At 70.5% G+C, this 13,929-nt stretch carries 14 protein-coding genes; 13 read left to right on the forward strand and 1 reads right to left on the reverse strand.

Annotated elements, in window-relative coordinates; all coding sequences use genetic code 11:
* The first annotated feature begins 54 nt into the window (after positions 1–54).
* The 13 genes from IF54_RS0122545 to nusB all read left to right on the forward strand — a co-directional run bounded on the left by IF54_RS0122545 (position 55) and on the right by nusB (position 13,171).
* Complete coding sequence (locus tag IF54_RS0122545) at positions 55–483, forward strand: DUF948 domain-containing protein (RefSeq protein WP_030321490.1); 429 nt, start codon at positions 55–57, stop codon at positions 481–483.
* Between the two features lie 10 nt (positions 484–493).
* Positions 494–835, forward strand: coding sequence for a hypothetical protein (locus tag IF54_RS0122550; RefSeq protein ID WP_030321493.1), 342 nt, complete (start codon positions 494–496; stop codon positions 833–835).
* On the forward strand, positions 835–3,507 hold the full coding sequence (alaS, locus tag IF54_RS0122555; RefSeq protein ID WP_030321495.1) for an alanine--tRNA ligase: 2,673 nt from the start codon (positions 835–837) through the stop codon (positions 3,505–3,507). Before IF54_RS0122550 ends, alaS begins: the two co-directional genes overlap by 1 nt.
* A complete protein-coding gene (ruvX, locus tag IF54_RS0122560; protein ID WP_030321497.1) occupies positions 3,507–3,971 on the forward strand; it encodes a Holliday junction resolvase RuvX in 465 nt (154 codons plus the stop codon). The genes alaS and ruvX overlap by 1 nt, the downstream gene beginning before the upstream one ends.
* A 122-nt stretch (positions 3,972–4,093) precedes the next feature.
* Entirely contained in the window at positions 4,094–5,839 is a 1,746-nt protein-coding gene (gene mltG / locus IF54_RS0122565; protein ID WP_030321499.1) for an endolytic transglycosylase MltG, read from the forward strand.
* A 68-nt stretch (positions 5,840–5,907) separates the two neighbouring features.
* Positions 5,908–6,747, forward strand: coding sequence for a shikimate dehydrogenase (locus tag IF54_RS0122570; RefSeq protein WP_030321500.1), 840 nt, complete (start codon positions 5,908–5,910; stop codon positions 6,745–6,747).
* A gap of 239 nt (positions 6,748–6,986) precedes the next feature.
* Positions 6,987–8,171, forward strand: coding sequence for a chorismate synthase (gene aroC / locus IF54_RS0122575; RefSeq protein ID WP_030321502.1), 1,185 nt, complete (start codon positions 6,987–6,989; stop codon positions 8,169–8,171).
* 26 nt (positions 8,172–8,197) lie between these two features.
* Positions 8,198–8,680 carry a shikimate kinase gene (locus tag IF54_RS0122580; RefSeq protein ID WP_051135604.1) on the forward strand — a complete coding sequence of 161 codons (483 nt, stop codon included), beginning with the start codon at positions 8,198–8,200 and terminating at the stop codon, positions 8,678–8,680.
* The gene (gene aroB, locus IF54_RS0122585; protein ID WP_030321504.1) at positions 8,677–9,768 is read left to right on the forward strand and encodes a 3-dehydroquinate synthase; all 1,092 of its coding nucleotides are present in this window, start codon (positions 8,677–8,679) and stop codon (positions 9,766–9,768) included. The genes IF54_RS0122580 and aroB overlap by 4 nt, the downstream gene beginning before the upstream one ends.
* Positions 9,769–10,002: 234 nt before the next feature.
* On the forward strand, positions 10,003–10,926 hold the full coding sequence (locus tag IF54_RS0122590) for a Pro-rich N-terminal domain-containing protein (protein ID WP_078852077.1): 924 nt from the start codon (positions 10,003–10,005) through the stop codon (positions 10,924–10,926).
* An 83-nt stretch (positions 10,927–11,009) separates the two neighbouring features.
* On the forward strand, positions 11,010–12,116 hold the full coding sequence (locus IF54_RS0122595; protein WP_030321509.1) for an aminopeptidase P family protein: 1,107 nt from the start codon (positions 11,010–11,012) through the stop codon (positions 12,114–12,116).
* Between the two features lie 51 nt (positions 12,117–12,167).
* Complete coding sequence (gene efp / locus IF54_RS0122600; RefSeq protein WP_020138098.1) at positions 12,168–12,734, forward strand: elongation factor P; 567 nt, start codon at positions 12,168–12,170, stop codon at positions 12,732–12,734.
* A 2-nt stretch (positions 12,735–12,736) separates the two neighbouring features.
* Complete coding sequence (nusB, locus tag IF54_RS0122605) at positions 12,737–13,171, forward strand: transcription antitermination factor NusB (RefSeq protein ID WP_030321510.1); 435 nt, start codon at positions 12,737–12,739, stop codon at positions 13,169–13,171.
* Between the two features lie 208 nt (positions 13,172–13,379).
* Here the strand turns inward: nusB and bldD are convergent, their stop codons facing one another.
* Positions 13,380–13,880 carry a transcriptional regulator BldD gene (gene bldD, locus IF54_RS0122610; protein ID WP_003956405.1) on the reverse strand — a complete coding sequence of 167 codons (501 nt, stop codon included), beginning with the start codon at positions 13,878–13,880 and terminating at the stop codon, positions 13,380–13,382.
* Positions 13,881–13,929 lie beyond the last annotated feature (49 nt).

A 13,929-nucleotide genomic window follows, 5' to 3' on the forward strand; every position in this document is an offset into this window, starting at 1 on the left:
GGCGCGATAGGCTCGGCTGCGTTATCTACAGGTGTTTATGAGAGCAGGTGTCAGGTGTCCGGTGGAGAGGTTGCCGGGATCCTGGTGGCCGTCTTCTGGGCGATCCTGGTCTCCTTCCTCGCCGTCGCGCTGGCGAGGCTGGCCCAGACGCTCAAGGCGACCACCAAGCTCGTCGCGGACGTGACCGACCAGGCGGTGCCGCTGCTGGCCGACGCCTCCACCGCCGTGCGCTCCGCGCAGACCCAGATCGAACGGGTCGACGCGATCGCCTCGGACGTCCAGGAGGTCACGTCGAACGCCTCCGCGCTGTCCACCACCGTCGCCTCCACCTTCGGCGGCCCCCTGGTCAAGGTCGCGGCCTTCGGCTACGGCGTGCGCCGGGCGCTCGGCGGCCGCAAGGACGACGAGGTGCCCGCGAAGGCCTCCCGACGTACCGTGATCGTGGGCCGGGCGGTATCCCGGGGCCGCGGGAAGAGGGACTGAGGCTCTAGAGATGTTCCGCCGTACTTTCTGGTTCGGCACGGGCGTTGCCGCCGGTGTCTGGGCCACCACCAAGGTCAACCGCAAGCTGAGGCAGCTGACTCCCGAGAGCCTCGCGGCCACCGCGGCCAACAAGGCGATCGAGACGGGCGCCCGCATCAAGGACCGCGCGGTCGGGTTCGCGCTCGACGTCCGCGACAACATGGCCCAGCGGGAGGCCGAGCTGACGGACGCGCTCGGTATCCGCGAGAGTCCCGAACTGCCCGCACCCCGGCGCATCGCCGCCATCGAGAACACCACGTACACCAAGAAGTCGTACAAGACGCACCCGTACAACCGGAATGAGGACCACTGATGGAGTCGGCCGAGATTCGCCGCCGCTGGCTGAGCTTCTTCGAGGAGCGCGGGCACACCGTCGTCCCTTCGGCGTCGCTCATCGCGGACGACCCGACTCTGCTGCTCGTCCCCGCCGGCATGGTGCCCTTCAAGCCCTACTTCCTGGGTGAGGTCAAGCCGCCCTTCGCGCGCGCGACCAGCGTCCAGAAGTGCGTGCGCACGCCCGACATCGAAGAGGTCGGCAAGACCACCCGCCACGGCACGTTCTTCCAGATGTGCGGCAACTTCTCCTTCGGCGACTACTTCAAGGAAGGCGCCATCAAGTACGCCTGGGAGCTGCTCACCAGCCCCCAGGACAAGGGTGGTTACGGCCTCGAGGCCGACCGGCTGTGGATCACCGTCTACAAGGACGACGACGAGGCCGAGCGCATCTGGCACGAGGTCGTCGGGGTGCCGAAGGAGCGCATCCAGCGCCTCGGCATGAAGGACAACTACTGGTCCATGGGCGTCCCCGGACCCTGTGGCCCCTGTTCCGAGATCAACTACGACCGCGGCCCCGAGTTCGGCGTCGAGGGCGGCCCCGCCGTCAACGACGAGCGGTACGTGGAGATCTGGAACCTCGTCTTCATGCAGTACGAGCGCGGCCAGGGCATCGGCAAGGACAACTTCGAGATCCTCGGCGAGCTGCCCAGCAAGAACATCGACACCGGCCTCGGACTCGAGCGCCTCGCGATGATTCTCCAGGGCGTGCAGAACATGTACGAGATCGACACCTCGATGGCCGTCATCAGGAAGGCCACCGAGCTGACCGGTGTCGCGTACGGCGACGCCCACGAGTCGGACGTCTCCCTGCGCGTGGTCACCGACCACATGCGCACCTCCGTCATGCTCATCGGCGACGGCGTCACCCCCGGCAACGAGGGCCGCGGTTACGTCCTGCGCCGCATCATGCGCCGCGCCATCCGGAACATGCGGCTCCTCGGCGCCACCGGTCCCGTCGTGCTCGACCTGATCGACACCGTGATCGCCATGATGGGCCAGCAGTACCCCGAGCTGGTGACCGACCGCGAGCGCATCGAGAAGGTCGCCGTCGCCGAGGAGAACGCCTTCCTCAAGACGCTGAAGGCCGGCACCAACATCCTCGACACCGCGGTCACCGAGACCAAGCAGGCCGGCGGGTCCGTCCTCGCCGGCGACAAGGCGTTCCTGCTCCACGACACCTGGGGCTTCCCGATCGACCTCACCCTCGAAATGGCCGCCGAGCAGGGCCTGTCGGTGGACGAGGACGGCTTCCGGCGCCTGATGAAGGAGCAGCGGGAGCGCGCCAAGGCCGACGCCCAGGCCAAGAAGACCGGGCACGCGGGCGCCGGTGCCTACCGGGAGATCGCCGACAAGACCGGCGAGACCGAGTTCATCGGCTACAGCGACACCGAGGGCGAGTCCACCATCGTCGGCATCCTCGTCGACGGCGTCTCCTCCCCGGCCGCGACCGAGGGCGACGAGGTCGAGATCGTCCTGGACCGCACCCCGTTCTACGCCGAGGGCGGCGGCCAGATCGGCGACACCGGGAAGATCAAGGTCGACTCCGGTGCCGTCATCGAGGTCCGTGACACCCAGAAGCCGGTCCCGGGCGTGTACGTGCACAAGGGCGTCGTCCAGTTCGGTGAGGTCACCGTCGGAGCCAAGGCCCACGCCTCGATCGACGGCCGCCGCCGCACCGCCATCGCCCGCGCCCACTCGGCCACCCACCTCACCCACCAGGCGCTGCGTGACGCGCTCGGCCCGACGGCCGCCCAGGCCGGTTCCGAGAACCAACCCGGCCGTTTCCGCTTCGACTTCGGCTCGCCGTCCGCCGTTCCCACGGCCGTGATGACCGACGTCGAGCAGAAGATCAACGAGGTCCTGGCCCGCGAACTCGACGTCCAGGCCGAGGTCATGGGCATCGACGAGGCCAAGAAGCAGGGCGCCATCGCCGAGTTCGGCGAGAAGTACGGCGAGCGGGTCCGCGTCGTCACCATCGGCGACTTCTCCAAGGAGCTGTGCGGCGGCACCCACGTGCACAACACCGCGCAGCTGGGTCTGGTCAAGCTGCTCGGCGAGTCGTCCATCGGCTCTGGTGTCCGCCGTATCGAGGCGCTCGTCGGTGTGGACGCCTACAACTTCCTCGCCCGTGAGCACACCGTCGTCGCCCAGCTCCAGGAGCTGATCAAGGGCCGCCCGGAGGAGCTTCCGGAGAAGGTCTCCGCCATGCTCGGCAAGCTGAAGGACGCCGAGAAGGAGATCGAGAAGTTCCGCGCCGAGAAGGTCCTCCAGGCCGCGGCCGGTCTCGCCGAGTCCGCCAAGGACGTCCGCGGGATCGCTGTCGTCACCGGTCAGGTCCCGGACGGCACCACCCCGGACGACCTGCGCAAGCTGGTCCTCGACGTACGCGGCCGCATCCAGGGCGGCCGGGCCGCCGTCGTGGCCCTCTTCACCGTCAACAACGGCAAGCCGCTCACGGTCATCGCCACCAACGAGGCGGCCCGCGAGCGCGGTCTCAAGGCCGGTGACCTGGTCCGTACGGCCGCCAAGACCCTCGGCGGCGGCGGTGGCGGCAAGCCGGACGTCGCCCAGGGTGGCGGCCAGAACCCGGCCGCGATCGGCGAGGCCGTGGACGCGGTCGAGCGCCTGGTCGGGGAGACGGCCAAGTAATGCGCAGAGGCCGTCGGCTCGCGATCGACGTCGGGGACGCCCGCATCGGGGTCGCCTCGTGCGACCCCGACGGGATCCTCGCCACTCCGGTGGAGACGGTCCCCGGGCGGGACGTTCCCGCAGCTCAGCGCCGGTTGAAGCAGCTGGTCGAGGAGTACGAACCGATCGAGGTGGTCGTCGGCCTCCCTCGCTCCCTCAAGGGGGGCGAGGGCCCGGCCGCGGTCAAGGTCCGGGGCTTCGCCCAGGAGCTGGCGAAGGGCATCTCACCCGTTCAGGTCCGGCTGGTCGACGAGCGGATGACGACCGTGACAGCAAGCCAGGGGCTGCGCGCGTCCGGGGTGAAATCCAAAAAGGGCAGATCGGTCATTGACCAGGCAGCCGCCGTGATCATCCTCCAGCAGGCCCTGGAATCCGAACGGGTGTCAGGTAAAGCACCCGGCGAGGGCGTCGAAGTGGTCATCTGATCGCGATACGGTAACGTTCCGCGCGACTGCGACACTGTTCGAACAGGTGCCGCACAGAGAGAGGCGGATCGGATGCCGGGCCACAAGCCGCGCGACTGCCGCCTCGCGGCTCTAGGGGATCGATGACTGAGTATGGCCGGGGCCAGGAAGGCTCCGAACCGTGGCATCCGCAGGACCCGTACTACGGGGACGGCGGATGGGAAGGGCAGCAGGCCCCCACCGGGCATCAAGCTGCCTACGGTGGCCAGCAGCAGTATCCCCAGGCCCAGCAGCAGGAGTACGGCGACTGGGGCAACGGTCAGCAGGGCGACTACGGACAGGCGCAGCAGCAGTACCAGCAGTACGACCCGAACCAGGGCTACGACCAGCAGGGTCAGAGCTACGACCAGCAGGGTCAGGGGTACGACCAGCAGGGCCAGGGCTACGACCAGCAGCACTACCCCGCTCAGCAGCACCAGCAGCAGTACGTGCAGCAGCAGTACGACAACGGCGGCTGGGGCGCCGGCACCCAGGTCCCGTACGCGGACCCCTCGGACCCGTACGGTCAGCAGGCCGCGGCCTACGCCCCCGGTGAGCAGCCCGACCAGTACGCCGCCCCCGACGCGTATCCGCCGCCGGAGCCGCCGAACCGTCGCCAGGCCGAGCCGGAAGCGCAGCCCACCGACTGGGATCCCGGCCCCGACGAGGGCGAACACGCCTTCTTCGCGGGCGGGGGCGACGACGAGGACGAGGTCGACGACGAGGGCGGCCGGGGCGACCGCCGGGGCCGCGGCGGCAAGAAACCCAAGAAGAGGCGCAGCGGATGTGCCTGTCTGGTGGTCCTGCTGGTGTTCGGCGGCGGGCTCGGCACGGTCGGGTATTTCGGCTACCAGTTCTACCAAAATCGTTTCGTCTCGGCGCCCGACTACACCGGTGACGGCACCGGCGACAAGGTGGCCATCACCATCCCCTCCGGTGCCAACGGAGCGGAGATGGGACGGCTCCTCAAGGCGGCGGGCGTGGTCAAGAGCGTCGACGCCTTCGTGGCCGCGTTCGCCCACAACAGCGACTCGGGCAAGATCCAGGCGGGTTCGTACCTCCTGAACAAGGAGATGTCCGCAGAGAGCGCCGTTGCGCTGATGCTCGACCCCAAGAGCCAGAACAACCTGATCGTCCGCGAGGGCGAGCGCAACACCACTGTCTACGCGGACATCGACACACGCCTGAAGCTGTCGAAGGGCACCACGGCGAAGGTCGCCAAGCAGAAGTACAAGGACCTCGGGCTGCCCGACTGGGCGCTCGGCCACTCCCAGCTGAAGGACCCGCTCGAAGGGTTCCTCTACCCGTCCGCCTACGCGATCCCCAAGGGCGGGAAGCCGGAGGACGTGCTCAAGGACATGGTCGGCCGGGCCAGCCAGAAGTACGAGGACTTCGGCCTGGAGAAGAAGGCCGAGAGCCTGGGCCTGGACGGCCCCTGGCAGCTGCTCACCGTCGCGAGCCTCGTGCAGGCCGAGGGCACCAGCCACGACGACTTCCGCAAGATGGCCGAGGTCGTCTACAACCGCCTCAAGCCGGGCAACCCGCAGACCTACGGCTCCCTGGAGTTCGACTCCACGTACAACTACGTCAAGAACCAGAGCAAGATCGACCTGACGATCGCCGAGCTCAAGCGGTACAACAACCCGTACAACACGTACTACGTCAAGGGTCTGCCGCCCGGGCCGATCGACAACCCCGGCGAGGAGGCCATCAAGGGGGCGCTCAACCCGACCCATGACGGCTGGTACTACTTCATCTCGCTGGACGGCAAGACCAGCAAGTTCACGAAGACGCTCGCCGAGCACGACAAGCTCGTGCAGGAGTTCAACGCGTCACGGAAGAAGGGCTGAGGACCGCACGTCACCGCAGGGCGGTCGGTCCCTGGTCCTCGCGTGACAACGGATCAAGGAACGGTTCCATGACATCTCGGGCCACCGCCGCCCGCCGGGCCGCCGTCCTCGGCAAGCCCATCGCCCACTCCCTCTCGCCGGTCCTGCACCGCGCCGCCTACGAGGAACTGGGGCTCACCGACTGGTCGTACGACCGCTTCGAGGTCGACGAGGCCGCTCTGCCCGGGTTCGTCGAGGGCCTCGGGCCCGAGTGGGCCGGGCTGTCGGTGACCATGCCGCTCAAGCGGGCGGTCATCCCGCTGCTCGACGGGATCAGTGAGACGGCCGCCTCGGTGGAGACGGTCAACACGGTCCTGTTCACCGAGGACGGCCGCCGCCTCGGCGACAACACCGACATCCCCGGCATGGTCGCCGCCCTCGGCGAGCGCGGAATCGAACAGGTCGACTCGGCGGCCATTCTCGGCGCCGGTGCCACCGCCTCCTCCGCGCTCGCCGCGCTCGCCCGGATCTGCACGGGTGAGGTCGTCGCCTATGTGCGCAGCGAGGCCCGGGCCGTCGAGATGCGGCAGTGGGGCGAGCGCCTCGACGTCGAGGTGCGCACCGCGGACTGGGCGGACGCCGCCGAAGCCCTGCGTGCCCCCCTGGTCGTCGCCACCACCCCCGCCGGCGCCACGGACGCGCTCGCCCACGCCGTGCCGGAACGCCCCGCGGCCCTCTTCGACGTGCTCTACGACCCCTGGCCCACCGAACTCGCGGCCCGCTGGTCGATGACCGGTGGGGCCGTGGTCAGCGGACTCGACCTGCTGGTGCACCAGGCGGTGCTCCAGGTAGAGCTGATGACGGGCCTCGGGCCGGCGCCCGTGGAGGCGATGCGCAAGGCGGGGGAGCACGCGCTCGCGGCCCGTTGACGTCGGTCCGGAGGCCGGGCAGCCCGCGCTCGCGGCCCGCTGACGTCGATCCGGGGGCGGGAGAGCCCGCGCTCGTGGGCCGCTGCCGTCCGTCTGCTGGACCTGTGACCGGTGGTGGGCGCCGGACGTGGGAGGATCGGAGGTGGCGGGCCGGGGCCGCGCACCTGGTCGCGCCGTTGCCGTACGCGAGGACGCGCGTAAGCAGGGCAGTACCAGGGCGCGAGCACTGAGGAGCACCGTTGAGCAGGTTGCGCTGGCTGACCGCGGGGGAGTCCCACGGTCCCGCACTCGTGGCGACGCTGGAGGGCCTTCCCGCCGGTGTGCCGATCACCACGGAGCTGGTGGCGGACCACCTGGCGAGGCGTCGGCTGGGCTACGGCCGCGGTGCCCGGATGAAGTTCGAGCAGGACCAGGTCACCTTCCTCGGCGGTGTCCGGCACGGACTCAGCCTCGGCTCCCCGGTCGCGATCATGGTGGGCAACACCGAGTGGCCCAAGTGGGAGCAGGTCATGGCGGCCGACCCCATCGACCCGGAGATCCTCGCCGGTCTCGCGCGCAACGCCCCGCTGACCCGCCCGCGCCCCGGCCACGCCGACCTCGCGGGCATGCAGAAGTACGGCTTCGACGAGGCCCGGCCGATCCTGGAGCGGGCCTCCGCGCGGGAGACCGCGGCCCGGGTGGCGCTGGGCGCGGTGGCCCGGTCGTACCTCAAAGAGACGGCCGGCATCGAGATCGTCAGCCATGTCGTCGAGTTGTGCTCCGTGAAGGCCCCGGCCGGGGTGTACCCGACCCCGGCCGACGTGGAGAAGCTGGACGCTGACCCGCTGCGCTGCCTGGACGCCGACGCGTCGAAGGCGATGGTGGCCGAGGTGGACCAGGCCCACAAGGACGGCGACACCCTCGGTGGCGTGGTCGAGATCCTGGCCTACGGCGTCCCCGTGGGCCTGGGCTCCCACGTGCACTGGGACCGCAAGCTGGACGCCCGGCTCGCCGGTGCGCTCATGGGCATCCAGGCGATCAAGGGCGTGGAGCTCGGCGACGGCTTCGAGCTGGCCCGGGTGCCCGGATCGAAGGCGCACGACGAGATCGTGAACACCCCCGAGGGCATCCGCCGGGTCTCCGGCCGCTCCGGCGGGACCGAGGGCGGGCTGTCCACGGGTGAGCTGCTGCGGGTGCGGGCGGCGATGAAGCCGATCGCGACCGTGCCGCGGGCCCTTCAGACCGTCGACGTCACCACCGGCGAGGCCGCGCAGGCCCACCACCAGCGCTCCGACGTCTCCGCCGTGCCGGCCGCCGGCATCGTGGCCGAGGCCATGGTCGCCCTCGTCCTCGCGGACGCGGTGGCGGAGAAGTTCGGCGGCGACAGCGTGCCCGAGACCCGTCGCAACGTGACCTCGTACCTCGAGAACCTGGCCATCCGGTGAGCCCCCTGGTGGTGCTCGTCGGTCCGATGGGCGTGGGCAAGTCGACGGTCGGGCGGCTGCTGGCCGAGCGGCTCGGGACCGGCTACCGGGACACCGACGACGACATCGTCGCCGAGCAGGGCCGCGCCATCGCGGAGATCTTCGTCGACGAGGGCGAGCCGGCCTTCCGTGCCATCGAGAAGGCCGCCGTGGCCCGCTCACTCGCCGAGCACGACGGCGTTCTCGCGCTCGGCGGCGGCTCGATCCTCGACGCGGACACCCGCGCCCTGCTGGCCGGGCAGCGGGTGCTGTACCTGTCGATGGACGTCGAGGAAGCGGTCAAGCGCACCGGCCTGAACGCGGCCCGCCCGCTGCTCGCGGTCAACCCGCGCAAGCAGTGGCGCGAGCTGATGGAGGCCCGGCGTTCGCTGTACGAGTCGATCGCCACGGCGGTCGTGGCCACCGACGGCCGCACCCCCGAAGAAGTCACCGACATCGCGCTGGACGCACTGGAGTTGAAGGAAGCATGAGCGAGGCAGTGACGCGCATCCAGGTCGGCGGCACCGCGGGCAGCGAGCCGTACGAGGTCCTGGTGGGACGTCAACTCCTGGGTGAACTGGGCGCGTTGGTCGGGGAGAAGGCCCAGCGGGTCGCCGTCGTCCACCCCGAGGCGCTCGCCGACACCGGTGACGCGCTGCGCGCCGACCTCGCGGAGCAGGGCTTCGAGGCCGTCGCCATCCAGGTGCCGAACGCGGAGGAGGCCAAGACCGCCGAGGTCGCCGCCTACTGCTGGAAGGCGCTCGGACAGTCCGGCTTCACCCGCTCCGACGTCGTGGTCGGCGTCGGTGGCGGTGCGACCACCGACCTCGCCGGGTTCGTGGCCGCGACCTGGCTGCGCGGGGTGCGCTGGATCGCCATCCCCACCACCGTGCTCGCCATGGTCGACGCGGCCGTCGGCGGCAAGACCGGCATCAACACCGCCGAGGGCAAGAACCTCGTCGGCGCCTTCCACCCGCCCGCCGGTGTCCTGTGCGACCTGGCCGCGCTGGACTCCCTGCCGGTCAACGACTACGTCTCCGGACTCGCGGAGATCATCAAGGCCGGCTTCATCGCCGACCCGGTGATCCTGGAGCTCATCGAGTCCGACCCCGAGGCCGCGCGGACCCCGGCGGGACCGCACACCGCCGAGCTCATCGAGCGCTCGATCCGGGTCAAGGCCGAGGTCGTCTCCTCCGACCTCAAGGAGTCGGGCCTCAGGGAGATCCTCAACTACGGCCACACACTGGCCCACGCGATCGAGAAGAACGAGCGGTACAAGTGGCGGCACGGCGCCGCCGTCGCCGTAGGCATGCACTTCGCCGCCGAACTGGGCCGTCTGGCGGGCCGGTTGGACGACGCGACCGCCGACCGTCACCGCACGGTCCTGGAGTCGGTGGGCCTGCCGCTGCACTACCGCTACGACCAGTGGCCCAAGCTGCTGGAGACCATGAAGGTCGACAAGAAGTCCCGCGGCAGTCTGCTGCGGTTCATCGTCCTCGACGGCCTGGGCAAGCCCACCGTTCTGGAGGGCCCGGACCCCGCCGTCCTGCTCGCCGCGTACGGAGAGGTCGGCCAGTAGCTCCCCGTGACGGGCGTCGCGTCGCGGACGGCGAGGCCGGCCGGTAGGTCCCGTGACGGGCGTTCCGCCGGATTCACCTTGCGCCAGGGGCACTTCGGGTCGTCCTCGGTCGTTGCACCGAATGCGGGTCCAGGGCGGTACCGTTCGGTGGCGAGCGGGGTAGGTACCACCCCGTAACCAGCGCCGGGCCCCGACGGGGCACGAGCCGACCAAGACGAGACGGAGTGGCACCGGATGCAGCACGCAGTGGGTTCTCCGCTGCCGCCGCCCCACCAGCCGGGGCACGGACCCGCCGGCGGCTGGACGCCGGCCGCACACCACCCGGGACCGCATCACCCGGGTGCGCACCAGGGTTCCGCCCCGGTGCCCCCACCGCCGCCGGCTCCGGGCTTCACCCCGGCTCCGGTGCCGCCGACGCCACCGCACGCCTCGGTTCCCCCGACGCCTCCGCATGCGTCGGTGCCGCCCGCGCCCCAGCACGCACCGGGCCCACCCGTGCCCCCGCACGGGCCGGGGCCGGTCCCCGACACCACCGGCCATGTTCCGCTGCCGCCCGGCGCCCCGGTGGGCGCGCCGCCCCCCACCGCGCCCGACTCCGCGGGCACCACCTTGGCCGTGCTGCTGATCGGTCCCGCGGGCGCCGGCAAGACGAGCGTCGCCAAGTACTGGGCCGACCACCGCCGCGTCCCCACCGCCCACATCAGCCTCGACGACGTCCGCGAATGGGTCCGCTCGGGCTTCGCCGACCCGCAGTCCGGCTGGAACGACCACTCCGAGGCCCAGTACCGCCTCGCCCGCCGCACCTGCGGCTTCGCCGCCCGCAACTTCCTCGCCAACGGCATCTCCTGCATCCTCGACGACGCCGTGTTCCCGGACCGCCCGGTGGTCGGCCTCGGCGGCTGGAAGCGGCACGTGGGGCCGGGCCTGCTCCCGGTGGTCCTGCTGCCCGGTCTGGAGATCGTCCTGGAGCGCAACGCGGAGCGGTCCGGCAACCGCCGCCTGACGGACGAGGAGGTCGCCCGGATCCACGGCCGGATGGCCGGGTGGTACGGCTCGGGCCTGCCGATCATCGACAACAGCCAGATGGACGTGGAGCAGACGGCGAAGGTGCTGGACGACGTCCTGGCGAGGTCGATAGCCAGCCCGCCGAGCTGGTAGCCGGGACGGCCGACGATCGGCGACCCACCCCACTCGGACTCTCTCAGACGGCGCCGCACCTGCGAAGCTCCTACGCTCAAGTCATGTCAGAGGTGTACGCCACCCGTAGAGCCCGCCTGCGCGACCGCTGCCAGGCCGGCGGCAGCCAGTCCGCGCTGATCTCCCGCCCGGCCAACGTCCGCTACCTCGCGGGCGCCGCGCCGCGGGGCAGCGTCCTGCTGCTCGGCAGGACCGAGGACCTGCTGGTGTGCGCCGGCCCTCCGGACGACCGTCCCGGCACCGGCCGGCCCGACGAGACCGTGCGACTGCACCACCTGCCCGGCGCCGGGGGAGACCCCGCCGTCGCCGCCGCCGACCTCGCCACCGGTCAGGGCGTGGACTCGCTCGCCGTGGAGGAGGAGCACCTCACGGTCTCCCGGCACCGGGCCATCCGCTCGGTCGTCCCGCGGCTGCGCCTCGGGGACCTCGCGGGCGCGGTCGAGCAGCTGCGCGTCATCAAGGACGAGGAGGAGATCTCCTGCCTGCGCATCGGCGCCGAGATCGCCGACCAGGCCCTGGGCGAACTCCTCGAGTCCATCCTCGTGGGCCGTACGGAGAGACATCTCGCGCTGGAACTGGAGCGCAGGCTCGTCGACCACGGCGCCGACGGCCCGGCCTTCGCCACTTCCGTCGGAACCGGTCCGAACTCCGGCCGCCGCGGCCACCGCCCCACCGACCGCCGGGTCGAGGAAGGTGATTTCCTCTCCGTCTGCCTGGGCGCGAGCTACCGCGGCTACCGCTGTGAGATCGGCCGTACCTTCGTCATCGGCACGTCCCCCGCCGACTGGCAGATCGAGCTGTACGACCTCGTCTTCGCCGCTCAGCGGGCCGGACGGGAGTCCCTGGCACCCGGTGCGGCCTACCGTGACGTGGACCGCGCGGCACGGCAGGTGCTGGAGTCCGCGGGGCACCACGAGGGTCTGTCATCCCTCACCGGACACGGTGTGGGACTCGAAATCGACGAGGACCCGCAGTTGGCCCCCGCGGCCATGGGTAAACTGGACGCTTGCGTGCCGGTCACCGTCGAACCGGGGGTCCACCTCCCGGGACGGGGCGGGGTCCGGATCGATGACACGCTCGTCGTACGCCCCGAGGCGGACGGCGGACCCGAGCTACTCACCATCACGACCAAGGAGCTGCTCGCCCTGTAGACAGAGGCGTGCGCCGGGGTCGTCCACGTCAGTCCAGGAGATTCCGCAACCGTGGCTTCCACGAACGACCTCAAGAACGGCCTGGTGCTCAAGCTCGAAGGCGGCCAGCTGTGGTCCGTCGTCGAGTTCCAGCACGTCAAGCCCGGCAAGGGCCCCGCCTTCGTGCGCACCAAGCTCAAGAACGTGCTGTCCGGCAAGGTCGTCGACAAGACGTTCAACGCCGGCGTCAAGGTCGAGACGGCCACTGTCGACAAGCGCGACATGCAGTTCTCGTACATGGACGGCGAGTACTTCGTCTTCATGGACATGGAGACCTACGACCAGCTGATGATCGACCGCAAGACGGTCGCCGACGCCGCGAACTTCCTCATCGAGGGCTTCACGGCCACCGTCGCGCAGCACGAGGGCGAGGTGCTCTTCGTCGAGCTGCCGGCCGCCGTCGAGCTGACGATCCAGGAGACCGAGCCGGGCGTCCAGGGCGACCGCTCCACGGGCGGCACCAAGCCGGCCACCCTGGAGACCGGTCACCAGATCCAGGTCCCGCTCTTCATCACCACCGGTGAGAAGATCAAGGTCGACACCCGCACGAGCGACTACCTCGGCCGGGTGAACAGCTAACCGTGGCTGCCCGCAACACGGCCCGCAAGCGCGCCTTCCAGATCCTCTTCGAGGGCGACCAGCGCGGCGCCGACGTCCTGACGGTCCTCGCGGACTGGGTCCGGCTGTCCCGGGAGGACACCCGGCAGCCTCCGGTGAGCGAGTACACGATGCAGCTGGTCGAGGGCTACTCGGTGCACGCGAAGCGCATCGACGAGCTGATCGCGCAGTACTCGGTGGGCTGGACGCTGGACCGGATGCCGGTGGTCGACCGCAACCTCCTGCGGCTGGGCGCCTACGAGCTGATCTGGGTCGACGAGACCCCGGACGCCGTGGTGCTCGACGAGATGGTGCAGCTGGCGAAGGAGTTCTCCACGGACGAGTCGCCCTCGTTCGTGAACGGCCTGCTGGGCCGGCTGAAGGACCTGAAGCCGTCCCTGCGCCGAGACGAGGCGTGAGCCGAGACCGCTGAGGCGACTCGAGACCAACGCAGTGCCTGAGGGCCCGCAGCGTCACCGCTGCGGGCCCTCAGGCGTACCGGTGCGCGGAAGCGGTGCACCGCGGTGCGTGGAAGCGGTGCGAGGCCCCTACAAAGCCGCCGGGGTGGCCGGAACCCTGAAGTTCCGGCCACCCCGGCGGCACGTTTCTGCTGAGGCGGGGAGAGGCTCAGCTCTCCTCGTGGGACACCGCGCGACGCGCGTCCGCGTCCAGCACGCCCCAGCTGATCAGCTGCTCGGTGAGGACCGAGGGCGACTGGTCGTAGATGACGGCGAGTGTGCGCAGGTCGTCCTGGCGGATCGAGAGCACCTTGCCGTTGTAGTCACCGCGCTGGGACTGGATCGTGGCGGCGTACCGCTGGAGCGGGCCCGCCTTCTCGGCCGGGACGTGAGCCAGCCGCTCCAGGTCCAGGACCAGCTTCGGCGGCGGCTCGGCGGCCCCGCCCGGAGTCGTGCCCGGGAGCAGCTCCTGCACCGGAACGCCGTAGAAATCCGCCAACTCGGCAAGGCGCTGCACGGTCACCGCGCGGTCGCCACGCTCGTACGAACCGACCACGACCGCCTTCCAGCGCCCCTGGGACTTCTCCTCGACACCGTGGAGGGAAAGGCCCTGCTGGGTGCGGATGGCCCGAAGCTTGGCCCCGAGCTGTTTGGCGTATTCGCTGGACATATAGCTCCCCGGACACTGGATCGACGCGACTTCAGTGGTCCCGAGCCGC

The organism is Streptomyces sp. NRRL B-3229 (assembly GCF_000719505.1).
Lineage (GTDB): Bacteria > Actinomycetota > Actinomycetes > Streptomycetales > Streptomycetaceae > Streptomyces > Streptomyces griseorubiginosus.